The sequence below is a fragment of the Saccharothrix sp. NRRL B-16314 genome (genome assembly GCF_000716595.1).
Lineage (GTDB): Bacteria > Actinomycetota > Actinomycetes > Mycobacteriales > Pseudonocardiaceae > Actinosynnema.
Window position 1 is genome coordinate 99,815 of sequence record NZ_JNXC01000040.1, and the last position, 26,753, is coordinate 126,567.

At 69.2% G+C, this 26,753-nt stretch carries 16 protein-coding genes; 14 read left to right on the forward strand and 2 right to left on the reverse strand.

The window, feature by feature from the left end:
- Positions 1–386 precede the first annotated feature (386 nt).
- The 4 genes from OQ02_RS35585 (at position 387) to OQ02_RS35600 (ending at position 7,295) form a co-directional block, all read left to right on the forward strand.
- On the forward strand, positions 387–3,206 hold the full coding sequence (locus tag OQ02_RS35585; RefSeq protein WP_033443064.1) for a PQQ-dependent sugar dehydrogenase: 2,820 nt from the start codon (positions 387–389) through the stop codon (positions 3,204–3,206).
- A gap of 73 nt (positions 3,207–3,279) precedes the next feature.
- Positions 3,280–4,980: a ThuA domain-containing protein gene (locus OQ02_RS47035; protein WP_033443065.1), complete on the forward strand. Its 1,701-nt coding sequence runs from the start codon at positions 3,280–3,282 to the stop codon at positions 4,978–4,980.
- 16 nt (positions 4,981–4,996) lie between these two features.
- Entirely contained in the window at positions 4,997–5,593 is a 597-nt protein-coding gene (locus tag OQ02_RS47315) for an RICIN domain-containing protein (RefSeq protein ID WP_442973726.1), read from the forward strand.
- A 556-nt stretch (positions 5,594–6,149) separates the two neighbouring features.
- Complete coding sequence (locus tag OQ02_RS35600) at positions 6,150–7,295, forward strand: inositol-3-phosphate synthase (RefSeq protein WP_033443066.1); 1,146 nt, start codon at positions 6,150–6,152, stop codon at positions 7,293–7,295.
- 287 nt (positions 7,296–7,582) lie between these two features.
- Here OQ02_RS35600 and OQ02_RS35605 read toward each other — a convergent pair whose 3' ends face one another.
- Entirely contained in the window at positions 7,583–8,638 is a 1,056-nt protein-coding gene (locus OQ02_RS35605; RefSeq protein WP_033443116.1) for a LacI family DNA-binding transcriptional regulator, read from the reverse strand.
- A 587-nt stretch (positions 8,639–9,225) separates the two neighbouring features.
- Between OQ02_RS35605 and OQ02_RS35610 the strand changes: the two genes are divergently transcribed.
- The 7 genes from OQ02_RS35610 to OQ02_RS35640 all read left to right on the forward strand — a co-directional run bounded on the left by OQ02_RS35610 (position 9,226) and on the right by OQ02_RS35640 (position 18,025).
- Entirely contained in the window at positions 9,226–10,494 is a 1,269-nt protein-coding gene (locus tag OQ02_RS35610; protein WP_033443067.1) for an ABC transporter substrate-binding protein, read from the forward strand.
- Between the two features lie 39 nt (positions 10,495–10,533).
- Positions 10,534–11,478 carry a carbohydrate ABC transporter permease gene (locus OQ02_RS35615; RefSeq protein WP_081916182.1) on the forward strand — a complete coding sequence of 315 codons (945 nt, stop codon included), beginning with the start codon at positions 10,534–10,536 and terminating at the stop codon, positions 11,476–11,478.
- Entirely contained in the window at positions 11,478–12,305 is an 828-nt protein-coding gene (locus OQ02_RS35620; protein WP_033443068.1) for a carbohydrate ABC transporter permease, read from the forward strand. The genes OQ02_RS35615 and OQ02_RS35620 overlap by 1 nt, the downstream gene beginning before the upstream one ends.
- Position 12,306: 1 nt before the next feature.
- On the forward strand, positions 12,307–13,497 hold the full coding sequence (locus OQ02_RS35625) for a mandelate racemase/muconate lactonizing enzyme family protein (protein WP_051773198.1): 1,191 nt from the start codon (positions 12,307–12,309) through the stop codon (positions 13,495–13,497).
- Between the two features lie 56 nt (positions 13,498–13,553).
- Positions 13,554–13,934, forward strand: a complete 381-nt coding sequence (locus tag OQ02_RS35630; protein ID WP_231500369.1) for an L-rhamnose mutarotase — start codon at positions 13,554–13,556, stop codon at positions 13,932–13,934.
- A gap of 121 nt (positions 13,935–14,055) precedes the next feature.
- Entirely contained in the window at positions 14,056–16,440 is a 2,385-nt protein-coding gene (locus tag OQ02_RS46325) for an RICIN domain-containing protein (protein WP_081916174.1), read from the forward strand.
- 148 nt (positions 16,441–16,588) lie between these two features.
- Positions 16,589–18,025, forward strand: a complete 1,437-nt coding sequence (locus OQ02_RS35640; protein ID WP_081916183.1) for an arabinofuranosidase catalytic domain-containing protein — start codon at positions 16,589–16,591, stop codon at positions 18,023–18,025.
- Between the two features lie 97 nt (positions 18,026–18,122).
- Here OQ02_RS35640 and OQ02_RS35645 read toward each other — a convergent pair whose 3' ends face one another.
- Positions 18,123–19,307 (reverse strand): endo-1,4-beta-xylanase, encoded by a 1,185-nt coding sequence (locus OQ02_RS35645; RefSeq protein ID WP_442973727.1) that lies wholly within the window; start codon positions 19,305–19,307, stop codon positions 18,123–18,125.
- Between the two features lie 887 nt (positions 19,308–20,194).
- Between OQ02_RS35645 and OQ02_RS35650 the strand changes: the two genes are divergently transcribed.
- The 3 genes from OQ02_RS35650 (at position 20,195) to OQ02_RS35660 (ending at position 26,680) form a co-directional block, all read left to right on the forward strand.
- Positions 20,195–21,973 (forward strand): glycoside hydrolase family 6 protein, encoded by a 1,779-nt coding sequence (locus tag OQ02_RS35650; protein WP_033443070.1) that lies wholly within the window; start codon positions 20,195–20,197, stop codon positions 21,971–21,973.
- A gap of 14 nt (positions 21,974–21,987) precedes the next feature.
- A complete protein-coding gene (locus OQ02_RS35655) occupies positions 21,988–23,325 on the forward strand; it encodes a glycoside hydrolase family 6 protein (protein WP_033443071.1) in 1,338 nt (445 codons plus the stop codon).
- A gap of 661 nt (positions 23,326–23,986) precedes the next feature.
- Positions 23,987–26,680 (forward strand): RICIN domain-containing protein, encoded by a 2,694-nt coding sequence (locus OQ02_RS35660; protein ID WP_033443072.1) that lies wholly within the window; start codon positions 23,987–23,989, stop codon positions 26,678–26,680.
- The last annotated feature ends 73 nt before the right edge of the window (positions 26,681–26,753 follow it).

Consider the following 26,753-nt stretch of genomic DNA (forward strand, 5'->3'; position numbering starts at 1 on the left):
CGGTGGCTACGGTGCGGGGACAGCTCCGGGGAGGCCCGCGGTTCCAGGCGGGTGGCCCGGCCGCGCCCGTCGACGATGACGTGACGAGGGGGCTCTTCGATGCGACGACCACGCTGTGGTGCAACGGGTGCCGTGTTCCGACCGGCGCACCCGCCCGGTCGCGGTCGCTCGGCCGGTCGAGCCCCGGTGATGTTCAGTCCATTGAGGACATAACGCGCGCGCCGCCCGTGCGGCCGGCGGAGTCGTTGCTTTAGCCGATCATTAGCACTTAGCCTGCGCCGGAAATCCATCGGAATTCCCCGAGCACGACTGGGAGCGCTCCCGGAAGCCGCTCGCGATCGTGTCGAAGCCCCCTGTCAGCTGAGATCAAAGGGTGTGAGCCTGCCATGAGATACCGAGTCAGGGCGGCGTTGACCGCCGCTCTCCTCGTGGCCGCCGGTGTGGTGGCGACGGTGATCGGCTCCTCGTCACCGGCCGCCGCGCACGCGGTCAACCCGGCCGACTTCCAGCAGGTCGAGCTGGCCCGAGGCGTCGGCGAAGTGGGTGAGCCGATGACGCTCGCCGTGCTGCCGGACCGCTCGGTGCTGCACACCGCCCGCAACGGGACGGTGCGCCGCACCACGGCCGCGGGCGCCACCAGCGTGATCGGCTCGGTGCCGGTCTACACGCACGACGAGGAAGGGATGCAGGGCATCGGGGTGGATCCCGGCTTCGCCACCAACCGGTACATCTACCTGTTCTACGCCCCGCCGCTGTCCACGCCGGGCGGCGACGCACCGGCCACCGGGTCGGACTTCTCGGCGTGGAAGGGGGTCAACCGGCTGGCCCGGTTCACCCTGAACGCCGACTTCACCCTCAACATGGCGAGCCAGGTCACCGTGCTGGAGGTCGGGACCGACCGGGGCAACTGCTGCCACGTCGGCGGCGACATCGACTTCGACGCGGCCGGCAACCTGTACCTGTCGACGGGGGACGACTCCAACCCGTTCGACTCCAGCGGTTACACCCCGATCGACGAGCGGACCAACCGCAACCCGGTCTACGACGCGCAGCGCAGCGCCGGCAACACCAACGACCTGCGCGGCAAGGTGCTGCGGATCAAGGTGAACGCCAACGGGTCGTACTCGATCCCGGCGGGCAACCTGTTCGCGCCCGGCACGGCCAACACCAGGCCGGAGATCTACGCGATGGGCCTGCGCAACCCGTTCCGCTTCAACGTGGACAAGGCGACCGGCGCGATCTACCTCGGTGAATACGGGCCGGACGCGGGCACGAGCAGCAACACGCGCGGGCCTGCCGGCCTGGTGGAGTTCAACCGGATCACCTCGGCGGGCAACTACGGCTGGCCCTACTGCGTCGGCACGAACACCACGTCCGAGGCGTACGTCGACTACAACTTCGCCACCGGGCAGTCCGGCGGCCGGTTCAACTGCGCCGCGCCGACCAACAACTCGCCGCGCAACACCGGGCTGGGCACGCTGCCGGGCGCGCGCTCGGCGTGGATCAAGTACGACAACTGCTCCTTCGCGGCGTTCGGCTGCGGCTCGGAGTCCCCGATGGCCGCACCGGTGTACCGGTACGACGCGGCCAACCCGTCGTCGATCAAGTTCCCGGCCTCGCTGGACGGGCACGTGTTCGCCACCGAGTTCGGTCGGCGCTGGATCAAGACCATCGACGTCAACGCCGACGGGTCGGCGGGCCAGGTCAGCGAGTTCCCCTGGCGCGGCACGCAGGTCATGGACGCCACCTTCGGCCCCGACGGTGCCCTGTACGTGCTGGACTACGGCACCGGCTGGGGCAGCGGCGACGCCAGCTCCGCGCTGTACCGCATCGAGTACAACCCTGCCGGGAACAAGGCACCGACCGCACGCGCCGGCGCCGACCGCACGTCCGGCAGCGCGCCGCTGACGGTGAACTTCTCGTCGGCCGGTTCCTCCGACCCCGAGGGCGGCGCGCTGACCTACTCGTGGAACTTCGGCGACGGCACGACGTCGACGGCCGCCAACCCCAGCCACACCTACACGGCCAACGGCCAGTACCAGGTGACGCTCACGGTGACCGACACCGGAGGCCGCACCGGCGGCGCGAGCGTGTCGATCTCGGTCGGGAACACCGCGCCGACGGTCAAGCTGGACGCGCCGGTCAACGGCACCCTGTTCGACTTCGGCGACGCCGTGCCGTACACGATCACGGCGTCGGACGCGGAGGACGGCACGATCGACTGCACGCGGGTGAAGCTGAGCTACGTGCTCGGCCATGACAGCCACGGCCACCCGATCACCACCCGGACCGGCTGCTCGGGCACGTTGCAGATCCCGGTGGACGGTGAGCACGACACGGCGGCGAACCTGTTCGCGGTGTTCGACGCCGAGTACACCGACTCCGGCGCGAACGGTCAGCCGCCGGTGACCACGCACACCCAGCACGTGCTCCAGCTGCGGCACCGCCAGGCCGAGCACTTCTCGACGCAGTCCGGCACCGGGCTCTACGACAAGGCGACCGCCGAGGGCGGGCGCACCGTAGGCGACATCCAGAACGGCGACTGGATCGCGTTCGAACCGTACGCGCTCGGCGCGACCACGAGGTTCACCGCGCGGGTGTCGTCCGCCGGCTCGGGCGGCACGCTGTCCGTCCGGACCGGTTCGGCCACCGGGCCGGTGCTCGGCACGGTGACGGTGCCGGTGACCGGCGGGTGGGAGACGTTCACCGACGTGTCCACCACCTTGTCCAACGTGCCATCCGGGACCGTCGCGCTGTACCTGACGTTCGCGGGTGGCACGGGCACCCTCTTCGACGTGGACGCCTACACGTTCGGCACGTCGACGGGCGGCACGCGGACCGGGCCGATCGTCGGGGTCGCGAGCAAGTGCGTGGACGTGAACGGCGGTAGTTCGGCCGACGGTGCGAAGGTCCAGCTGTGGACCTGCAACGGTGGTGCGAACCAGCGCTGGACGATGAGCGGAACCACGTTGCGCGCGCTGGACAAGTGCATGGAGGCGGCCGGCACCGCCGACGGCAGCCTGGTGCGGTTGTGGACCTGCAACGGCGGTGGCGGTCAGAACTGGGCCGCGGGCGCCAACGGCTCGTTGGTGAACTCGCAGTCGGGCAAGTGCCTGGACGCCAACGGCGGCAGTTCCGCGGACGGCACGCAGTTGATCATCTGGAGCTGCCACGGCGGCACCAACCAGCGGTGGACCCTGCCCTGACGATGTGGCGTCGTCCCCGTCGTTCCCACGACGGGGACGACGCCACATCGCCCTCCTCCCAGGAGGCCATGAGATGAGAACTTCCCCCACCCGACGGGTGTTCGGCGTCATCGCCGCCGCCCTGACCGTCGCCGCGCTCAACTCCGCTCCACCGGCAGCCGCGGCCGACGCGCCGTACGACGTCCTGGTCTTCTCCAAGACCGCGGGATTCCGCCACGACTCGATCCCGGCCGGCATCCAGCTGGTCCGGGACCTGGGCGCGGCCAACAGCTTCACGGTGACCACCACCGAGGACTCGGCCCAGTTCACCACCACCAACCTGGCCCGGTACGAGGCCGTGGTGTTCCTCAACACCACCGGGGACGTGCTCAACGCGACGCAGCAGTCCGCGTTCGAGTCCTACGTCCGGGGCGGTGGCGGGTACGTCGGCGTCCACTCGGCGTCCGACACCGAGTACGACTGGGCGTTCTACGGCGAGCTGGTCGGCACGTACTTCACCTCGCACCCGGCGATCCAGCAGGCGACGGTCCGGGTGGAGAACCGCGCGCACGCCGCCACCGCGCACCTGAGCCCCGCGTGGACCAGGACCGACGAGTGGTACAACTTCCGCGGCAGCGTCCGGTCCACCGCCAGGGTCCTCGCCACGTTGGACGAGTCGACCTACAGCGGCGGCTCGATGGGCGCGGACCACCCGCACACCTGGTGCAAGACCGTGCAGGGCGGGCGGTCCTTCTACACCGGCAGCGGCCACACCCAGTCCAGTTACACCGAGGCCGGTTTCCGCGCCATGATCCTCGGTGGCATCCGGTACGCGGCCAACCGGACCAAGGCCGACTGCCGACCCGAGACCGGCTACACCGCGCTGTACAACGGGTCCACCACCGGCTGGTCACAGGCCGGGCCGGGCGGGTTCACCAACAGCGACACCACGCTGACCTCGTTCGGCGGCCAGGGCCTGCTCTGGAACAGCGCGCGCGAGTACCGCTCGTACTCGCTCAAGCTGGACTGGCGGCTGCCGGGCGACGACAACTCCGGCGTCTTCGTCGGCTTCCCGCCGAGCAGCGACCCGAACTCCGCGATGGCCAACGGCTACGAGGTGCAGATCGACGCCACCGACACCGCGGACAAGACCACCGGCGCGATCTACGGCTTCAAGGGTGCCGACCAGACCGCCCGTGACTCCGCGCTCAACCCGCCCGGCGAGTGGAACACGTTCGAGCTGCTGGTCGAAGGCGAGCGCCTGCGGGTGTTCCTCAACGGCGTGCAGGTCAACGACTTCACCAACACCGATCCGGCGCGGTCGCTGGTGTCCGGGCACATCGGCATCCAGAACCACGGCACCGGTGACGACGTGTCGTTCCGGAACATCCGCATCAAGGAGCTGGGCACCGTTCCGGTTCCGCGCACGGGGCCGATCACGGGTGCCTCCGGCAAGTGCGTGGACGTCAACGGCAGCAGTTCGGCCGATGGCGCCAAGGTGCAGTTGTGGACGTGCAACAGCGGCGCGAACCAGCGTTGGACGGTCGACGGGACCACCCTGCGCGCGCTGGACAAGTGCATGGAGGTGGCGGGCACGGCCAACGCCGCCGCGGTCCGGTTGTGGACGTGCAACGGCAGCGGTGGTCAGAACTGGACCGCCGGCGCCAACGGCTCGCTGGTGAACCCGCAGTCGGGCAAGTGCCTGGACGCCAACGGCGGCAGTTCCGCGGACGGCACCCAGTTGATCATCTGGAGCTGCCACGGCGGCACCAACCAGCGGTGGACCCTGCCTTGAACCGAAGGAGTGCCCGATGACAACCACCGGTGAGGCACACGCCTCCCCACAGGCACGTCGCAGACGACCGGTGACGGCCGTCGTGGCGGCGGTGCTCCTCGCGGCCGGCACGATGACCGCGGTCAACGCGTCGCCGGCGGCGGCGGCCACCGTCGACCCGAGTGCGTGGTACGTGCTGGTGAACCGCAACAGCGGCAAGGCGTTGGACGTGTACGGGTTGGCGACGAACGACGGTGGCCGCATCGCGCAGTGGAGTCGCAACGACGGTGCGAACCAGCAGTGGCAGTTCCTGGACTCGGGTGACGGTTACTACCGGGTCAAGTCGCGGCACTCGGGCAAGGTCCTCGACGTGCCGAACTCGTCGACCGCGGACGGCGCCGCGATCCAGCAGTGGACCGACCACGGCGAGGGTGCCCGACGGCTACGACAACACCCGTCCGTACCGGTTGATCTTCGGGTTCCACTGGCGTGGCGGCACGATGAACGACGTGTCGTCGGGTGGTTCCAGTGGGACGGCCTGGTCGTACTACGGGATGCAGGAGCAGTCGAGCAACAGCGCGATCCTGGTGGCCCCGCAGGGTTTGGGCAACGGCTGGGCGAACTCCGGTGGTGAGGACGTCACGTTCACCGACGACATGATCAAGCGGATCGAGAGCGACCTGTGCGTCGACCCGAAGCTGCGGTTCGCGATGGGCTTCAGCTACGGCGGCGGCATGAGCTACGCGCTCGCGTGTGCTCGGGCCACCGTGTTCCGCGCGGTCGTGGTCTACGCGGGTGCGCAGTTGAGCGGGTGCAGCGGCGGTAGTCAGCCGATCGCGTACTTCGGCATCCACGGCATCTCGGACAACGTCCTGAACATCTCGGCGGGACGGTCGTTGCGCGACCGGTTCGTGGCGAACAACGGCTGCGCCGCGCAGAGCCCGCGTGAGCCGGCGGCGGGCAGTCGCACGCACATCACGACGGCGTACTCGTGCCGTGCGGGGTACCCCGTGCAGTGGGCCGCGTTCGACGGTGGCCACGGACCGGGCCCGGTCGACGGCTGCGCGTGCGAGGACGGCGTCCGGACCTGGACCAAGGGCGAGGCGTGGAGGTTCATCGCCCAGTTCTGACCGGCTCGGTTTCGACCCGTCCGGTTGCGACCGTGCGGCACTAGATCGGAGGGACGACCAATGGCGGACGAGTCCACGGGGCTCTGGCTGATCGGCGCACGCGGCTCTGTCGCGACGACCGCCGTGAGCGGCCTGCTGGCCCTGCGTGCGGGCCTGACGCCCGCGACCGGCTGCGTGACCGAGCGCCCCGAACTGGTCGGCGTCACGCTGCCGGGATGGTCGGACCTCGTTGTCGGTGGGCACGACATAGCGCAGACACCGCTGGAGAAACGGGCCGAGCTGCTGGCGCAGGGTGGTGTGCTGCCGCACCACCTGCTGGAGTGGGTCAAGCCAGGCCTGCGCGAGGTGGACGGCGAGATCCGGACGGCGAGCTTCGACGGCGTCCAGGCCGACGTCGTGCGGTGGCTGGCCGCCGACATCGCGGAGTTCCGCGAACGGCACCGGCTCGCACGCGTCGTCGTGGTCAACGTGTCGTCGACGGAGCCGCCCGTGCCGTCGCTGCCCGAGCACGCCGACCTGGCCGCGTTGGAGCGCGCGATGGCCGATCCCGGCCGGAAGGTGCTTCCACCCAGTTCGCTGGCCGCGTACGCGGCGCTCACCGCGGGCTGCCCGTTCGTCGACTTCACGCCCTCGACCGGCATCGCCCTTCCCGCACTGGACGAACTGGCCAGGCGGGAAGGGCTGCCCTACGCCGGGCGTGACGGCAAGACCGGCGAGACGTTGTTGCGCACGGTGCTCGCGCCGATGTTCACCTCGCGGGCGCTGTCGGTCCGGTCGTGGGCGGGCACCAACCTGCTCGGCGGCGGGGACGGCGCGACGCTGGAGGACCCGGCGCACGCCGACAGCAAGCTGCGGTCGAAGGCGAACGGGCTCGCGGCCATGCTCGGCGGCGAGGTGACGGCACCCCTGCACATCGACAACGTGCCGGACCTGGGCGAGACGAAGACCGCCTGGGACCACGTGTCGTTCGAAGGGTTCCTCGGCGCGCGGATGAGCCTGCAGTTCACCTGGACGGGCCTCGACTCGGCCCTCGCGGCGCCGCTGGTGCTCGACCTGACCCGGCTCGTCGCCGCGGCGCACGCGGCGGGGGAGTCCGGGGCGTTGGGCGCGTTGGCGTTCTTCTTCAAGGACCCGCTGGGCAGCGACGAGCACCGCTTCGCCGAGCAGACCCGCGAGCTGTACGAGTGGGCGGGACGATTGGGGTGAGGTCCCACCTGGGGCTAGTGCGGGCATAACGGCACCGAACGCCGCCCCGGCCACCGCCGTCGGCCGGGGCGGCAACGTGCTGCCTCCCGCCGCTCGCCGCTCGTCTCCCGCTCGTCTCCCGCTGCTCGCCGTTCACCGCTGTGGCGTGGGCTTACAGCACGGTGTCGCAGGGCACCGCGACCGGTCGTTTCCGCTGTACCCCTGAGCGTGTGCCTCTGAGCGTGCACCCATGAGCGTGACGGCGCCGTCCGCGTGGCGAAGTGCCAGATCCGCAGCAGACACCGGGTCTACCGAGGTGGCGCCACGGAATCCCGGTGGCGGACGGGCATCGGGACGCGGTGGGTCCTGTTCCGGCGCAAGCGGTCCGAGTCGGGTTGACCGGCGTCGGCGAAGAGGAGGTCGACGGCCTTCGCGCCGAGGTCGTGGTGCGGCAGGGCGACGGTGGTGAGGCCGGGGCGCAGCCAGGAAGCGATGGGGTGGTCGTCGAAGGAGACGACGGAGACGTCGTCCGGCACGGTGAGGCCCGCGTCCTGCAACGCCTGGTAGGCGCCGAGTGCGAGCCGGTCGTCCAGGCAGATCAACGCGCGGGGACGGGCTTTGCGCAGCAGGGTCCGGGTCGCCTCGAAACCGTACTGCGGCAACCACCAGCGGCACGCGTGCCCGCTCTCCACCTCGACGCCCGCCGCACCCAGCTCGTGGCGGATGCCGGTCAGCCGGTCGAACGCCGCCGGCCGACCAGGGGGGACGTCGTCCCCGGACGGGCCGACACCGATGAGGTGGATGCCCTCGCCGTGCCCGGCGTCGAGGAGCACGCGCGCGGCGGCGCGGCCTGCCTGGAACTCGTCGGGCAGGACCGAGACCAGCGGTGACGGTTCCCGGGGCAGCAGGTTGAGCAGCACCGCGGGTCCGGTGGCGAGTTCGGTCGGGATGCTCGTCGTCCTGGTGTGCACCGAGGCGAGGACGATGCCGTCGACGTGGTAGTCGTGCATCGTCTCGATCAACGTGCGCTGGAAGCCGGCATCGCCCTCGGTCTCACCGAACAGCAGCGTGACGCCGTGCTTGCGTGCCGCGCCTAACGCGCCCTTGATCATGTGGCCGGCGAGCCGCGAACTGGCGACGGCGTCGGACACGAAGGCGATCGTCTGCGTCCTCGTACCGCGCTGCCCCATCGACACCCGGTTGCGGCGGTACTCCAGCTCCGTCGCCGCTTCGCGGACCCGGCGCTGCATCTCCTCGGAGATCCGCAGGTCGCGACCGCGTCCCGACAGCACCAGGGACACCGTGGTCTGGGAGACGCCGACCACCTTGGCCACGTCGGCCAGGGTGACCCGTCGTGCGCCCAACGTGGACCTCCCGTTCTCCGAGCCCGGACGCCGGTGCACGGCGACCGGTGCATGCACAACAAGGGACGGGTCTTCCGGAACCGCCGGGAGTCCTCCCGGGACCGGTGAGGATCTGCGACGGCCGTTCACCGGGGGTGGCCCGTCAGCAGGGACCGCAGGTTCGGGGCGCACAGGGGGCGCGGCCGTTCGGCCGTTGTCGCATGAGCTGCTCCACTACGTCGTGGTGCTCGTGGGCCGGAGTCCGGTGAGCCCGGACCTCCTGTCGATGAGTCAGACTCATCGCGCCGCGGTTCTAGCTACTCATGACAGCCTGTGTGTCGCTGCGCGTCAAGGGAAACCCGAGACTTTTTCGCAGCATTGCGGAACTACTTCGATCGTACTGCGGGTTTCGCCAACGAGCTTCCGGTAGGCGGCAAAGTAAGTACGACTCATTGTTCCCTTGGATGGGGTGGATCGGTATGCTGGCCGAAGTCGTCGGCGCCGACCTGGCACTCCCGGCGACCCTCCGGGGAACGCACGAAGCCCGGGTGAACCACTCGCGCCGGCGTGCGTAGATCGCCCGGCCGCCGTCTGGGAAGTGAGCAGCGATGAAGCAGCGCGCACTGTGGTCGGCTGTCGTGGTCCTGGGGTTGGCCCTGGCGTCCGGCTGCGGAAGCGCCACGGCTCCGGGCTCCTCCGGCAGCTCGGGCGACAAACTGGTGGTCTGGGACTGGAAGTCCGGCGACGCGAACGTGGCCGCGTACCTGGACGAGGCGAAGGCCGACTTCGCGAAGAGCCACCCGGACGTCGACGTCGAGTTCGTGGCGCAGCCGTTCGACCAGTACTACACGCTGCTCGGCGCGGCGATCCAGTCCGGCAAGGGCCCCGACGTCATGCTCTTCAACGGGGGCGGCCAACTCCGGGACCGCGTCGACGCGCTGGTGCCGCTCGACGACTACGTGGCCCAGGACAAGCAGCGGCTGGCCGGCTGGGAGGCGTTCACCCGGGACGGGAAGACCTATGCCGCACCGGTGACGCTGCAAGGTCACCCGCTCTACTACAACAAGGCGCTGTACGAGCAGGCGGGACTGGACCCCGACGCGCCCGCCGAGACGTGGGACGACTTCGTGGCGGACTGCGGGGTCATCACCGGCAAGACGGGCGCCAAGTGCTTCGGCGTGGGCAACAAGGAAGGCATCGGCATCCAGTTCTTCCTGTCCAGCATCGGTTCCGCGGTGCTCACGCCGCAGGAGTACGACGACTGGATCGCCGGTAAGCGGAACTGGACCTCGCCGGACGTGAAGCGGATCTTCGAGCTCTGGAAGCAGGTCAGCGACGCCGGCCTGAACAACGACGGTGCCAACTCCACCGCGATGTTCAACGACGCGTTCGCGGTCTTCCAGTCGGCCAAGGCCGCGCACATCATCGGCCTGATGTCCGACATCGGGCACTGGAAGGACTTCGCCGAGTTCCTGGACGCGGACAAGGTCGGCGTCATGGACGCGCCCGTGGTCAACCCCGCGGCGACGCCGAGCCTGCCGTTCGACGGCGGCATCGGCTACGCGGTCGCCAAGTGGACCAAGGACCCGAAGACGGCCGCCGACCTGGTGCGCTCGTTGACGTCCTCCGAGGCGCTGAAGGCCTTCTACGCCGACGCGGGCGCGATCGCGTCCGACACCACCATCGACGTCTCCGCCGGCGGTCCGGCCGTCACCACGATCACCGCGGGCATCAAGACCGGCAAGCCCGCCCTGCACGTCGCCCTGTCCAGCAAGACGATCGACCTGATGGGGCGTCTCTCGCAGCAACTGCTCAGCGGCTCGATCACCGTGGACGAGGCCGTCGCGCAGCTGGCCGCCTCCGACAAGGCGAGTTGATCCGTGCCGTCCGGGGGTTCCCCGTCCTCGGTGCGCACGATGGTCGCCGAGCGGGACGAGGTGGCGGTGGTAGCGGCGGCCCGGCGACCGGGGAGGCCGTTCCCGCGGCGGACCCGTCGCGGGTCGCGGGCCGAGCGCCTGGCGCCGTTCGTCCTGCTCGCGCCGGCCGTCCTGATCATCGTCGTGCTGCGGCTGTGGCCGTTGGTGCTGGGGGTCAACTTCTCCTTCACCGGTGACGGCGACCGCAACGGCATGCCGGTCGGCCTGGACAACTACGCGACCCTGTTCGCCGACCCGCTGTTCCGCACCGCGCTGCGCAACGTCGGCCTGCTGGTGCTGCTGCTACCCGTGGCGGTGGCGATCCCGGGGCTGCTCGCCACGTTCATCTACCTCCGGGTGCCCGGACACCGGGTCTTCCGGGGCGTCTACTTCTTCCCGGCCGTGCTCTCACCGGTGATCGTCGGGGCGATCTTCAACCTGCTGCTCGCCTACGACGGTCCGCTCAACACGCTGCTCGGCGGGGTGGGCATCGGGCCGGTGGACTGGCTGGGCGATCCCGACGTGGCGATCTTCGCGGTCGTCGGCGTGCACGTCTGGGCGACGTTCGGCATGGCGCTCGTCGTGTTCCTGGCCGGGTTCTCCGCGCTCGACCCCTCGCTGCTGGACGCCGCCAAGGTGGACGGCGCGACGCTGCCGCAGACCATCCGGCACGTGATCGTCCCGGCCCTGACCCGCACGATCCAGTTCGTCTTCGTCACCACGATGATCGGCATGCTGACGTCGATGTTCGGCCTGCTGTTCGTGATGACCGGCGGCGGTCCGGAGGGCTCCACCTACCTGCCCGAGTACTACATCTGGGTCCAGCAGGGCCAGTTCAACCAGCCCGCGCTCGCGTCCGCGGCGTCGTCGGTGCTGTTCGTGATCATGCTCGTCGTGGGGTTGGCCCAGATCGCCGTCCTGCGTCGCACGGGCCGGGAGGTCTGATGGCCGGCCGGAGGTTGACGAGGTGGGTCGTCGCGGTGCCGATGGCCGGGCTCGCGCTGGCGACGATCTACCCGTTGGTGTTCACCACCAACGTCGCCATGAAGACCCGCCGCGAGTACATCCTCGACCGGTTCTCGCTGTCGGACTCGCTGCGGTGGGACAACATCGCCGCGGCGTGGACGAACGTCGGCATGTCCCGGTACTTCCTGAACTCGGCGGTGGTGGTGACGTGCTCGGTCGCGCTGCTGCTGCTGTTCGGGTCGATGGCGGGGTTCGCGCTCGCCCGGTTGCGGTTCCGCGGTTCCTCGGTGCTCTTCCTCGGCATCCTCGCCGCGCTGTTCATCCCGTTCCAGGTGATCATGGTCCCGCTGGCGCGGATCATGGCCGACGCCGGGCTCGTCGACACCTACCCGGGGCTCGTCCTCGCGTACGTGGCGCAGTTCCTCCCGTTCACGGTGTTCCTGATGACCAGCTACTACTCGACCGTGCCCGCCGAGATCGTCGACGCCGCGCGGATCGACGGGAACACCGTGTACGGCGTCTACTGGCGGATCATGCTCCCGCTGGGCGCGCCGGCACTCGTGTCGGTCGGTGTGCTCAACGCCTTGTTCTGCTGGAACGACGTGCTCATCTCACTGCTCATGATGCCGTCGGCGGACCATCGCACGCTCATGGTCGGTGTCACCTCGTTGCGGGGGCAGTACTCGGATGACATCCCCGTGTTCGCCTCCGGCGTGCTGATCGCCGCGGTACCCGTCCTCGTCGTCTACCTGTTCCTGCAACGCCGGATCGCCGACGGCGTCACCGCAGGGGCCACGAAGGGCTGAAATGCGCATCACTGGTTACCGGACCCTCACCACCGTCCAGGACTGGGGCCGTCCGGTCGGCGACGCCAACGGCGTCTTCGCCGACGGCGTCGTCCGGGTGCCGATCGTCCTCGTCGAGACGGACGTGGGCATCACCGGCGTCGGACTCGGCTCGCACGTGGAGATCGACTCGATCTTCGCCGCCCTGGAGGGCGAGGACCCGCGCGGCGTCACCGCCCTCTACGACCGGATGCTGCGCCAGACGTTCAAGGCCGGTCACGCCGGGACGGTGTTCGCCACCATCGGCGCCCTCGACACCGCGCTGTGGGACATCAAGGCGCAGGCCGCGGGCGAACCGCTGTGGCGACTGCTCGGCGGACGCGACCGCCGCGTGCCCGCCTACGCCTCCGGCGTGGACATCGGGCTGGGCGACGACGAGCTCGTCGCGCTGTACGAGACCTACGCCGACCGCGGACTGCGGGTGGCGAAGATCAAGGGCGGTCTCGACGTCGACCGGGACCGGGACCGGCTCATCCTGGTGCGCGACGTGCTCACCAGCGCCGGCGGGGGCACCCGACCGGGGTTGATGCTCGACGTCAACGAGGCGCTGACCCGCAAGCAGGCGGTGCGCCACGTCGGCGAGCTGGAGCGGACGCTCGACCTGATCTGGATCGAGGAGCCGGTCCGGCGGTGGGACGCGGAGGGGCACGCGGCGGTCGGGCGGGGCATCCGCGCGTCGGTCGCCAGCGGCGAGAACCTGTCCGGCCTCGAGCAGTACCGCCCGTTGATCTCGACGGGAGCGATCGACGTCGTGCAGGCGGCGGCGGGCTGGGGCGTCACCCACTTCCTGCGGGTCTCGGCCCTGGCCCACGCGCACGACCTGCCCGTCAGCCCCATCGGCAACACGCCGGTCGGGTTGCTGCACGCCGCGACGTCCGTGCCGAACCACCTGGTCAGCGAACTGCAGGACCTCCAGCCGCCGTCGGGGATCTCGATCGACCTCCACGTCGAGGACGGGTCCTTCGTCCTGGGCGACAGCCCGGGGCTGGGCGTCCGCGTCGACGAGGAGGCGATCGTCGCGGCCGGCCGCCGGCTCGCCCTCCCGGCGACCGAAGGCCCGCACGTCCGCCCGGAACGCGCCGGGCAGCGCCTGCTCGCCGTGGTGCAGGGCGTCGTCACGCCACCGGAACAGCTGCACACCCTGCGTTCCTGATCGACCGGCCCGACAACGATGTCGAGCCGGCCGCACCCCTCTCCCGGGAGTCCGATGTGGACCGCTTGCAACGCTATGGGATGGTCACCCGGCTGCGCCCCGAGCGGCGCGACGACTACCTCCGGCTGCACGCCGCGGTCTGGCCGTCCGTCGAGCGCATGCTGATCGAGGCCAACATCCGCAACTTCAGCATCTTCCTGCACGGCGACCTGCTCTTCGGCTACTACGAGTACACCGGCGAGGACCACGACGCCGACCAGGCGCGGATCGCGGCCGATCCGGAGTCGCAGCGCTGGTGGGCCCTGACCGACCCGTGCCAGGAGTCGCCGACCGATCCCGGCTCCGCCGTCCGCTGGGAGCCGATGCACGAGGTGTGGCACCTGACCCCCGACGACGCCGCGCCGCGTCCGGGGGACGCGCCACCGCTTCCCCGTTAGGCGCCGCTCGACGCGAGGCGTCCGGCCGGGCACGTTCCCGGCCGGCTCGCCCGCGCCACCACGACGTGCCACCCGACACCTCGACCGGGCGTCGCACCACACTCGAAGTCAGGAGGTTCCCTTGTTCGCGTCCTCTTCCTCCGCGGTGCGAAGGCCGCTGTCGGCCGGCGTCGCCGCCGTGGCGCTGACCGCGGCGGTGGCTCTCGCGCCTCCCGCGTCCGCCGCCACCACGACCCTCTACGCGTCGCCTGCCGGCACCGGCACCAGCTGCTCGTCCACCCAGCCGTGCTCGTTGCCCGCCGCCCAGGCCGCGGTGCGGTCGCGGAACAGCACCATGTCCGGTGACATCGTCGTGCAGCTGGCCGACGGCGTGTACCGGCTCTCCGAGCCGCTGCGGCTGACCGCGGCGGACTCCGGCAACAACGGCTACCGCGTGCTGTGGCAGGCGGCGCCGTCCGCGCGTCCCGTCATCAGCGGTGCCCGCGCCGTCACCGGCTGGTCGGTCGTCGACGCCGGCAGGAACATCTGGCGCGCCACCGTCCCCACCGGGATCGACTCGCGCCAGCTGTACGTCAACGGCGCGATCGCGACGCGGGCGCGCACGCAGGTGAACCGGGCCGACTTCACCTTCGCCAGTACCGGCATGAGGTTCTCCAACACCGCGCTGAACTACCTGAACACCCTGGCCAACCAGAACCGCGTCGAGGTGGAGAGCGTCAACTCCTTCACCGACCGGTACTCGCCGGTGCAGAGCATCAGCGGGAACTTCCTGACGATGCAGCAGCCCGCGTGGAACAACAACACCTTCGGGTACGACACGCTCAGCAAGCCGCACCGGGCCGGTCCGTTCTACCTCGCCAACGCCTACGAGTTCCTGGACTCGCCGGGGGAGTGGTACCTCAACCCCGGGACGGGCGCGCTGTCCTACATCCCGCTGGCCGGGCAGAACATGAGCACCGCCGCCGTCGAGCTGCCGGTGTTGCAGTCGCTGGTGGACGTCGGTGGCACCTATGACGCGCCGGCGCACCACATCTCGTTCACCGGGATCACGTTCACCGGCACCAGCTGGCTCGGCCCCAGCAGCAACCAGGGCTTCGCGGACCAGCAGACCGGCGGCTACATGACGGGCAACTGGAACTGGCCGGCCGACCGCCTGACCTCGTGCCAGAACGGCTGCACCCAGTTCGAGGCCGCGCGACCGCACTGGAACCAGATGCCCGCCGCCGTCCAGGTCTCCGCCGCCGACAACATCACGTTCAGCGACTCCCAGTTCGTCAACCTCGGCCAGACGGCCATCGGCATCGGCAACGACGCGAACGCCCACGCCAGCGGTGTCGGCCTCGGCGCGAGCAACATCACGGTCACGCGGTCCGAGATCGCCCGCAGCTCGGCCGGTGGCGTCGTGGTCGGTGGCGTGCGGGCCGACGCGCACCACCCGAGCGACCAGCGGATGGTCAACCGGAACATCACCGTCAGCTACAACCGCATCCACGACCTCGGCATCGAGTACCGCGGCAACGTCTCGGTCCTGAACACCTACGTCAGCACCGCCACCGTGTCGCACAACGAGGTCTACAACATGCCGTACTCCGGCATGTCGATCGGGTACGGCTGGGGCGCCAACGACGCCGGCGGCAACACCAACTACGCCAACCGCGGCCTGTACAACTACCAGCCGCGCTACACGACGCCCACCACCGCGTCCAACAACCGGCTCCTCAACAACTACGTCCACGACGTCATGCAGCAGATGAACGACGGCGGGTGCATCTACACGCTGTCGTGGAACCCGAACTCGTCGATCAGCGGCAACCACTGCCTGCGGACCAACGGCTACTTCGGCGTCTACTTCGACGAGGGTTCGAAGTACTACTCGGTCACGGGCAACGTCTTCTCCAACACCGGCACGTGGGCCACCGCGAACTACTGGGGTGGCGAGAACATGGGCAACTGGACCGTCACCAACAACTGGTCGACCAACGGCAGCACCAACGTCACCAACGGCGACCGGGGCAACGTGGTGTCCGGCAACACGGTCGTCACCAACGGCAACTGGCCGGCCGGCGCCCAGGCCGTGATGGCCAACGCCGGGCCTGGCGGCGGCGGCACCACCGGGCCGCAGAACGCCATGCTCGTCGGAACACAGTCGGGACGTTGCGCCGAGGTCGCCAACGGGAGCGCCAACGGCGCACAGGCCCGGCTCTGGGACTGCACGGGCGGCGCCAACCAGCGGTGGACCCACACCTCCGGCAAGCAGCTGGTGGTGAACGGCAACAAGTGCCTGGACGCCAGCGGCGCCGGGACCGCGAACGGCACCGCGGCGATCATCTGGGACTGCCACGGCGGCACGAACCAGCAGTGGAACGTGAACGCCAACGGCACCATCACCGGGGTGCAGTCCGGGCTGTGCCTGGACGCCAGCGGGAACGGGACCGCGAACGGCACCCTGCTCCACCTCTGGGCGTGCCACGGCGGCACGAACCAGCAGTGGAGCGTGCGCAACTGAACGCGGGTGGCGGCCAGGGTTCACCGCCCTGGCCGCCACCGATCAGTCCGTCCTCCTAGGAGCGAAGATGCAGCCCTTACCCAATTCCCCGAAAGGCTCAGCGAAGCGTTGGTGGCGCACGCGGACGGCGGTGCGCGCGCGTGCCGTGATGGCACTGGCCCTGTTGCCCGCGGCGTTGACGACGTGGTCCGCACCGGTGACCGCGTTGGCGGCCGGCACGGGGCCGTGTGACATCTACGCCTCGGGCGGCACGCCCTGCGTGGCCGCGCACAGCACGACGCGGGCGCTCTACGGCGCGTACGCCGGAAACCTCTACCAGGTCAGGCGTTCTTCGGACAACACGACGAGGGACGTCGGCCTGCTCGCCGCGGGCGGCACCGCGAACGCGGCGACCCAGGACTCGTTCTGCGCCGGCACCACCTGCGTCGTCACCGTGGTCTACGACCAGTCCGGTCGGGGCAACGACCTGTGGTACCAGGGATCGGACGTCGTCCCCGGGTCACCCCAGAGCAGGCCCGCGCTCGCCACGTCCGAGTCGCTGGCGGTCGGCGGCAGCAAGGCCTACTCGCTCTACATCAACCCCGGCAACAGCTACTGGCGCGACGGCCACCTGACGGGCGTGCCGACCGGCGCCGCGCCGGAAGGCATGTACATGGTGACCAGCGGCACGCACGTCAACAGCGGCTGCTGCTTCGACTACGGCAACAGCGAGACGACCCGGAAAGCCGACGCGGCCGGCGCGATGGACGCGATCAACTTCAGCACGCAGTGCTGGTTCGGCGGGTGCTCCGGCACCGGCCCCTGGGTGCAGGCGGATCTCGAATGGGGCCTGTTCCCCGGCGGCAGCCAGTCGTGGAACCCGAACCAGCGCGCCTTCACCAGCAAATTCGTCACGGCGATGCTGAAGAACAACGGGACCACGCGGTTCGCGCTCAAGGGCAGCGACGCGCAGGTCGGCAGCCTGACCACGCTGTGGGACGGCCCGCTGCCCAACGGGTACAGCCCGATGAAGAAGCAGGGCGCCATCATCCTGGGCAGCGGCGGCGACTGCTGCAAGCCCGACGGCGGCGCGAACCTCAGCGCGGGCACGTTCTACGAAGGGGCGATGGTCGCGGGCTACCCGTCCGACGCGACCGAGAACGCCGTGCAGGCCAACGTCATCGCGGCCGGGTACACCACCGGCGGCGGGATCACCCCGGGCGGTGCGGTGCGCGCGGTGGGCGCGGGCAAGTGCCTCGACGTGCCGAACGGGACGGCGGGCGCGCAGGCCCGGATCTGGGACTGCAACGGCGGTGCCGGCCAGACGTGGACCCGGACGTCCTCGGGCCAGTTGGCCGTGTACGCGGGTGCCGCCCAGATGTGCCTCGACGCCTACGGCCAGGGGACGAGCGCGGGCACGCGGGCGGTCATCTGGTCCTGCAACGGCCAGGCCAACCAGCGCTGGAACGTCAACGCCAACGGCACGATCACCGGCGCGCAGTCCGGCTTGTGCCTGGACGTGTCCGGGGCGTCCACGGCCAACGGCGCGCAGGTGCAGCTGTGGACCTGCAACGGCGGCTCGAACCAGCGGTGGAGCCTCACCTGATCCCGTCGCGCCGCCCGACCTGAGGATCGCGGCACGGAGTTCGGCAGCAGGAAGGCGGGGGACCGACCGTCCCCCGCCTTCGCACTGCGGTGCTGGATCAGCCGATGCGGACCAGTTGCCATTGCTGGTTGTTCCCGCCGGTGTCGCCGTACTGGACGACGTTCGCGCCGTCCGCCGTGGACGAGCCCTGGACTTCGACGGCCTTGTTGCTGTTGCGGTTGACCAACTTGTGGTACCCGCCCGATTCGACCGCACGGAACTGCTGGTTCGTGCCGCCGTGGTCGGTCCACTGCTGGATCGCGGCGCCGTCCGCGGTCGACGAGTTCGGCACGTCGAGGACCTTGCCCGAGTGCCCGTCGAAGAGCAGCGGTGTGCCGTACGAGCGCCAGGAGTCGGTGTCGCGGATGCCCCAGACGGTGATGCCGGCGCAGCGGGTGACGGCCAGGCAGGCCTTCACCACGCGCTCGTAGTTCGACGCCTGCGCGGAGCCGGACCCCTCGATGTCCAGCTCGGTGATCTGGACGTCGACGCCGAGGTTGGCGAAGTTCTGCAGCGTGGTCTGGTAGTTGGACGGCACCGGGCTCTGGGCGTTGAAGTGCGACTGGAGGCCGACGCAGTCGATGGGCACGCCGCGCTGCTTGAAGTCCTGGACCAGCCGGTAGACGGCCTGGGTCTTGGCGTGGGTCCAGTCGTCGGTGTTGTAGTCGTTGTAGCAGAGCTTGGCGTTCGGGTCGGCGGCGCGGGCGGCGCGGAACGCGGCCTCGATCCAGTCGTTGCCGGTGCGCTGGAGGTTGGAGTCGCGCCGCGCGCCGGAGCTGCCGTCCTGGAACGCCTCGTTCACCACGTCCCAGGCGTAGATCTTGCCGGCGTAGTAGGAGGCGACCTTGGTGACGTGGTTGAGCATCGCGGACCGGAGGGCGCTGCCCGACATGTTCTGCATCCAGCCGGGTTGCTGGGAGTGCCAGGCCAGGGTGTGGCCGCGCACCCGCTTGCCCTGGGAACGGGCGAGGTTGACGATGCGGTCGGCGTTGCCGTAGGTGAACTGGTTCTGGTTCGGCTCGGTCGCGTCGATCTTCATCTCGTTCTCGGCCGTGACCATGTCGAACTCGCGCTGGAGGAGCCCGGCGTAGGTCGAGTCGCCGAGCCTGCCACCGGCCACGGCGGTGCCGAAGTACCGGCCCTTCTCCGCCGCCGCGGTGGCCAGCGTCGTGCCCGCCGCCCTGGCGGAGCCGTGGAACGCCACCGCGAGCATGGTGGCGATCAGTCCTACGACGAGCAGCAACGCCGTTGTTCTCGGCCGACTCGCGAACGTCGGCCGAATGACCGCTCGTGTCGAATGTTCCATCACATGCCCTTCGGATCGGCCACCGCGGGCTCGGGTGCCGACGGTGGGCAGGGAAGGTGAGCGCTAACAAATCGCCTCATTTTCCGCAGGGCGGAGGGAGGCGAATGGGGTGCGGCGATTACGGCCGCGGGTGACGGTCGTGCTCTTCCGACTGTGAACGATTGCACACGCTCGGTCAAGGCGTCACGCAACTGTTTCGTGCAGGGTGCCACGGATGATGCGATCGTTTTGGCACTTGTGCTGCGTCCGGTCAGCCATCGGGCGGAGGTCTTCGGTGGTGTTCGCAGGCCAGGTGGGTGTCGCGCGTCGGTCGGACTCACCCTCGGCGGACTGCTCAAAGTGAGCGCTAACATTTAGCATTGACGCGTCTTGGTTGGCCGTGGTGTCATGTGATCCGGTCCGAACGAGCGTCGCTGCGAGGCGTCAAATGGTGTGCCACTCGTTGTGTGCGCTAACAGGATCGCCTGCCGGTAATCGCGACGTTGGTTCATCTGGGTGAATGCGAAGAGGGGATTGGGGTTAAAAGCCCACTTGACAGGGTTGACGGGCTGTGGCGCGAAAGGCTTTCGTAAGCAGCGAAGCTAAAGTTAACGCTAACAAGTTTTAGCACCTTGGCAATTGACCGCCTGCTCGGCGGTGGTTACATTCGCCTCGAAGTGAATCATGTGCGGCGGGAGATTCGGCCCGCTGCAAGGCCTTGCCGTGACCACCCCGTCCCCGAGACCGCAACAGTGGACGGGCAGTTCGCAGAGCCCACGTCTGGGAGCGCTCCCGGAAGCTTCACCTCTACTCACACCACAGCACCGACGCTGCGAGGACCCTGAATGAGTGCAACGAAACTGGCACGCGGCGGCGCCGCTGCCGCCGCCCTGGCCCTGTGCGCGGGGCTGCTGACCCTGGCGAGCACGTCCGCCAGCGCGGCACCCGGGTGTTCGGTCGACTACCGGGTCAACCAGTGGGACAGCGGCTTCACGGCCAACGTCACGCTCAAGAACCTCGGCGACGCGATCTCGGGCGGGTGGACCCTGGAATGGGACTTCCCTGGCACCCAGAAGATCACCAACGGCTGGAGCGCGACGTACGCCCAGTCCGGTCAGCACGTGAGCGCGAAGAGCCCCGAGTGGGCGTCGTCGCTGCCCACGGGTGGAAGCGCGACCATCGGTTTCAACGCCTCGTACTCGGGCTCGAACCCCCTGCCCACGTCGTTCAAGGTCAACGGCACCACGTGCGGCGGCAGCCCGACCTCGACCTCGACCTCGACCTCGACGTCCACGTCGACCACGACCACGACCACGACGACCACGACCTCGACCACGCCGGACAACCCCGGTGACCACGTGGCAAACCCGTACGTGGGCGCCAAGGGCTACCTGAACCCCGACTACGTCGCGAACGTGAACACGCTGGCCAGCGCGACCGGCGGCGCCCTGGGCACGTCCATGCGCAAGGTCGCCGAGAACTCCACCGCCGTGTGGATGGACCGCATCGGCGCCATCACCGCCGGGCGCGGCTTGACCGGACACCTCGACGAGGCGGTGCGGCAGTCCGCCGGCGGCACGCCCGTGGTGATCCAGGTCGTCGTCTACGACCTGCCCAACCGCGACTGCGCCGCGCTCGCGTCCAACGGCGAGCTCAAGGTCAGCGAGAACGGCCTGGCCCGCTACAAGGCCGAGTACATCGACCCGATCGCCGCGATCATGGCCGACCCGAAGTACCGCGGCCTGCGGATCGTCGCGATCGTCGAGCCCGACTCGCTGCCCAACCTGGTGACGAACCTCAGCAAGCCCAAGTGCGCCGAGGCCAGCTCCAGCGGCGCCTACGTCCAGGGCATCCAGTACGCCCTGAGCAAGCTCAGCGCGATCTCGAACGTCTACAACTACGTGGACATCGGGCACGCGGGGTGGCTGGGCTGGGACACGAACATGGGTCCCTCGGTGACGATGATCGCCAACACCATCAAGGGCGCCGCCAAGGGCGTCAACAGCGTCGACGGCTTCGTGTCGAACATGGCCAACACCTCGCCGACCGACGAGGTCAACCTGCCCGACCCGAACCTCACCGTCGGCAGCCAGCAGCTGCGGTCCGCGACCTTCTACCAGTGGAACCCGTTCTTCGACGAGGCCGACTTCGGCACCGAGATGCGGAACCGCTTCATCTCCGCCGGCTTCCCCAGCGGCATCGGCATGTTGATCGACACCTCCCGCAACGGCTGGGGCGGCGCGAACCGGCCCAGCGGCGCGAGCGGGTCGACGGTGGACGCGTACGTGAACTCCGGCCGCATCGACCGCAAGCTCCACCGGGGCAACTGGTGCAACCAGGCCGGCGCGGGCATCGGCGCACGGCCCACCGCCGCGCCGCGCGCGGGCTTCGATGCCTACGTGTGGATCAAGCCTCCGGGTGAGTCCGACGGCATCGCGACCAAGACCGACGGCCCCAACGAGGAAGGCAAGCAGCACGACCCGATGTGCGACCCGACCTTCCGCGGCGACGACCAGGCCAACGGCGGCAACCTGACCGGTGCCATGGCCGGCGCCCCGCACGCGGGCTCGTGGTTCCCGGCGGGGTTCACCTCGCTGGTCCAGAACGCATACCCCGCACTCTGAACAGGGGGAACACCATGACGAGCAGCAAACGGACCGCAGCCGCATGCCTCTTCTCGAGCGCGCTCCTGACCGGAGCGGTGGCCCTGGCCGTCGGCGGCGGCGCGACCGCGCAGGCAGCTGAGTCGGCGTTCTACGTCGACCCGTCGAGTTCCAGCGCGAAGTGGGTCGCCGCCAACTCCGGTGACTCGCGTGCCGGGGTGATCCGCGACCGGATCGCCTCGGTGCCGCAGGCGCGGTGGTACACCACCACCAACACCTCGACGGTGCGCTCGGAGATCAGCTCCTTCGTCGGCGCGGCGGCCTCGGCCGGGAAGATCCCGATCCTGGTGGTCTACAACATCCCCAACCGCGACTGCGGCGGGGCCAGCGGTGGCGGCGCGCCCTCCCACTCCGCCTACCGGGCGTGGGTGGACGAGGTCGCGGCGGGCCTGGCCGGCCGGCCGGCGTCGATCGTGCTCGAACCCGACGTGCTCCCGATCATGAGCAACTGCCAGAACGCCGACCAGCAGGCGCAGACCAGGGCGTCCATGGCCTACGCGGGCAAGAAGCTCAAGTCCGGTTCCGGGCAGGCCAAGGTGTACTACGACATCGGCAACTCGGCGTGGCTGAGCCCGACGGAGGCCGCCAACAGGCTCCGCGCGGCCGACATCTCCAACAGCGCCGACGGCATCGCGTCGAACGTGTCGAACTACCGCAGCACGTCCGACGAGGTGGCTTACACCAAGAACATCCTCAACGCCCTCGGCGACGGCAGGCTCACGGCCGTGATCGACACCAGTCGCAACGGCAACGGCCCGTTGGGCACCGAGTGGTGCGACCCGGCCGGGCGCGCGATCGGCACGCCCAGCACGACCAACACGGGCGATTCCCGGATCGCCGCGTTCCTGTGGGTCAAGCTGCCGGGTGAGGCGGACGGCTGCATCGCACCGGCCGGCCAGTTCGTGCCGCAGCGCGCGTACGACCTGGCGATCGCGGCCGGTCCGACGTCGACCACATCGACGAGCACCACCACAACCACGACTACGACAAGCAACAACCCAGGCGGTGGCTGCACGGTGACCCATCGCGTGGTCAGCCAGTGGTCGGGCGGGTACACCGGCGAGATCGTGATCACGAACAGGGGACAGCTGCTCAACGGCTGGACCCTGACGTTCTCGGCTCCCGGTGTGTCCGTCGCGCAGGGTTGGAACGGGACGTGGACGGACACGGGCGATGTCGTCCGGGTCTCCAACGCGTCTTGGAACGGGTCGCTCCCGACCGGTGGAACGACGACCATCGGTTACAACGCGAGCTACAGCGGAACTACACCGCCATTCAGTTCACCCGCCCTGAACGGCACCGCGTGTTCCTGACACCGTAACCAGCCCTGAAAAGCGGTTCCCCGTCCCGGTCATCGCCTCCACGGGACGGGGAACCGCTGTACGTCGCTATGCGGGCACGAGCACTACCGGCTTGTTCCCCGGGTGTCACGCGGTCGAACAGCGTGAGCTCCATCAGCCAGTCGGCACCGCCTGTCCAGCCGCGAGCGTTCGTACATCGCGGTGTGCCGGGTGGGCAGCGCCGAGAAGTCCGCGCCGAGAACCTTGTCGCGCACCGCTTCCAGCCGCCGGCGATCACGGGCGGGTGCCGTTCGGCAGTGCTGGCCGCGTACTCCCGCGGCTGCCTGTGAGGAATCCGCCGTCTGCGGCCCGTCCCCTCGGCTACCTCTGACAGCCTGACATGGGATGAATCTACAGGTCCATCCTGAGGTTGGTGTGCAGCTTGTGCGGCCACATGGAGCGATGGGTGCGGCATTTGGCCTGGTTAAAGGTTTTCTGGTCGCCCGGTGGCGGTAGACCTCCGCGATCCGAGCCCTTCCCGAGTGATGGGATGTATTGCTAGCCTTGTATCTGCCCTGACCTCGCCGTGCTCGTAGTGCGGGTCCACAGGAGCGTTCAGTCCACAGTGGACGCGCTCGCGGCGGTGCCGGAACGGCGGCACGTCTGATCGGGACCAAGCGAAAGGGAGAACAAGGTGAAATCAGCCAACGCCGCCGCAAGGTCGTTGGTGGCGCTCGCGGTGTTCGCATCCGCTGCGCTGCTGCCGGCCTTCGCGGATCACTTCCGGGCCTCGGCCGCCACCCAGGCGACCTACTACGTAGCCCCCGACGGCGACGACGCCAACGCAGGGACGATCACGGCGCCGTTCAGAACGGTGCAGCGCGCGCGGGACGTCGTCCGCACGACCAAGGGGAACATGTCGGGCGACATCCACGTCCGCCTTCGCGGGGGCAACTACCCGGTGAGCAGCACCATCGAGTTCACGCCGAGCGACTCGGGCACGAACGGGTACCGGGTCGTCTACTCCGCGTACCAGGGCGAGACGCCGGTGCTGAGCGGTGGCGTGCAGGTGACCGGCTGGACGCAGCACGGCGGCAACATCTGGAAGGCCCCGCTCAACCGCGCCAACAAGCTGCGGGCGCTCTACGTCAACGACAAGCGGGCCTTCATGGCCACCAAGACCATCAGCTCGCAGGGGTGCTACGGCACGTACAACGTCACCGCGGGCCAGGCTTCCTGGGCGCGGGAATCAGGCTCGCAGTGCGACGGCGCCAAGTACGGCCTGGGCGATCTTCCGGCCATCTCCCGGAACCCGGACGACATCGAGATCGAGACCGCGACGACCTGGACGACGGCGATCGCGGGAGTCCGCCAGGTCACCACGAGCAGTGACGGCGCCAACCGCGTAGCGCTGTTCCAGCAACCGGGCGCGGCCATCGCCCAGGGCGCGTTCAACGGCAACCACCAGGTCGGTGGGACCCACAAGTTCTCGAACGCCTACGAGTTCCTGGACTCGCCGGGCGAGTTCTACTTCGACAAGACGAGCAAGACGCTCTACTACTACAAGGCCGACTCCGAGAACATGGCGACGGCGACGGTCCACGCGCCGAACAACGTGTCGACCCTGCTGCGGGTCGCCGGGACGTCCACGACCAACCACGCCCGGAACATCACGTTCTCCGGCCTCACGGTGCAGCACTCCGACTGGAACCTCTTCAGCGTGGCCGGCTCCGCGTTCAAGCAGGCGCAGCAGGGCAACCTGGGCAACTCCCTGTACGTCAAGGGGAACTTCCACGTCTACTACTACCGCAACGTCGACGTCGCGCCGGGCATCATCCAGATCGAGAACGCCGACGGCATCCACCTTGACCGCAACCGGGTCCAGCACACCGGTGTCGACGGGATCACCATGGTCAACGACGTGCAGAACACGCAGTTGACCGGGAACTACACCAACGACATCGCCGGGTCGGCCATCACCGTGGGCCATCCCCAGCACGTCTACATCGGAGACCACACGGCGACCAACGGCGAGAAGTACTCCGCCCAGGTCGAGGGTCTGCCCAAGAACATCGAGATCAAGAACAACTACCTCCACGACAGCGCCGTGCTGTTCAACGGGCACAGCCCCATCTCGGCGTACTTCGTCGACACCCTCACGATCCAGCACAACCGGATCGAGAAGAGCCCGTGGTCGGGCATCACGCTCGGCTGGGGGTGGTGGAACTTCGACGGGTCGTCGGGCTCGATCGCACCCAACCGGCCGACCACCACGGCGAAGAACAACAACATCAGCTACAACCACATCATCGACACGGTGCAGCGCCTCAGCGACACGGCGCCCATCTACACGCTGGGCAGCCAGCCGGGAACCGTCATCAGCAACAACTACCTCCAAGGCGTACCGGCCGGCCACAAGTACGGTCTTCACCCGGACGAGGGCTCGGCGTACATCACCTTCCGCGACAACGTCCTGAGCGTGGACAAGAACATCACGTGGCTCATCAACTCCGACGACTTCGGGCGCAAGCACGACCTGAGCATCACGCAGACCTACGGGCCGATCAACAAGGTCTCCCAGAAGAACCTGCCGAACAGCACCATCCAGGACATCCTCGTGTCCTCCGACTACGTGTGGCCCGCGGCGGCCCACAGCATCGCCGTGAACGCCGGGTTGGAGGATTCCTACCGGGACATCGTCCCGCCGGGCAACGTCTCCACGCCGGACCACGTCCTGCCGTCCAGCACGTTCGTCGGCACCGGGAGCTCGTCGATTCCGATCCGGAGCGCCGGCGATGCGACCAAGACGGTCTGGCTGGCTCCTTCCGGCACGACCACCTTCGCCGTCGGCCCGACGATGACCAAGGCGGGCGGCACCGCGACGACCATCGACGTACCGACCACGTCCGGTGACTACCGGCTCTACGTCCTGGACGCGCAGGGGAACCGGTCGCCCGAGTCGAAGTCGCTCGCCCGGCGGCAGGGCGGCGGTCAGCCGGGGGCGGTGACGATCGTCGGCGGCCAGTCCGGCCGGTGCGTCGACATTCCCGGCACGGCGACGACCAACGGCACCCAGGCACAGCTGTGGGACTGCCACGGCGGCACCAACCAGCGCTTCACCCACACCGCGGGCAAGCAGTTGCAGGTGGCCGGGACGAAGTGCCTGGACGCCAACAACCAGGGCACCAGCAACGGCACCACCGTGGTGATCTGGGACTGCAACGGGCAGACGAACCAGCAGTGGAACGTCAACACCAACGGCACCATCACCGGCGTGCAGTCCGGGCTGTGCCTGGACGCCAACGCCGCCGGCACCGCGAACGGGACCAAGGTCATCCTCTGGGCTTGCAACGGCGGCGCCAACCAGCAGTGGAACCTGCGTAGCTGATCGGGCTCAGGCTCCGGACCACCCTTTGGCCGGTCATCCACCTGTCGCCAGATGGATGACCGGCCAAAGGGGC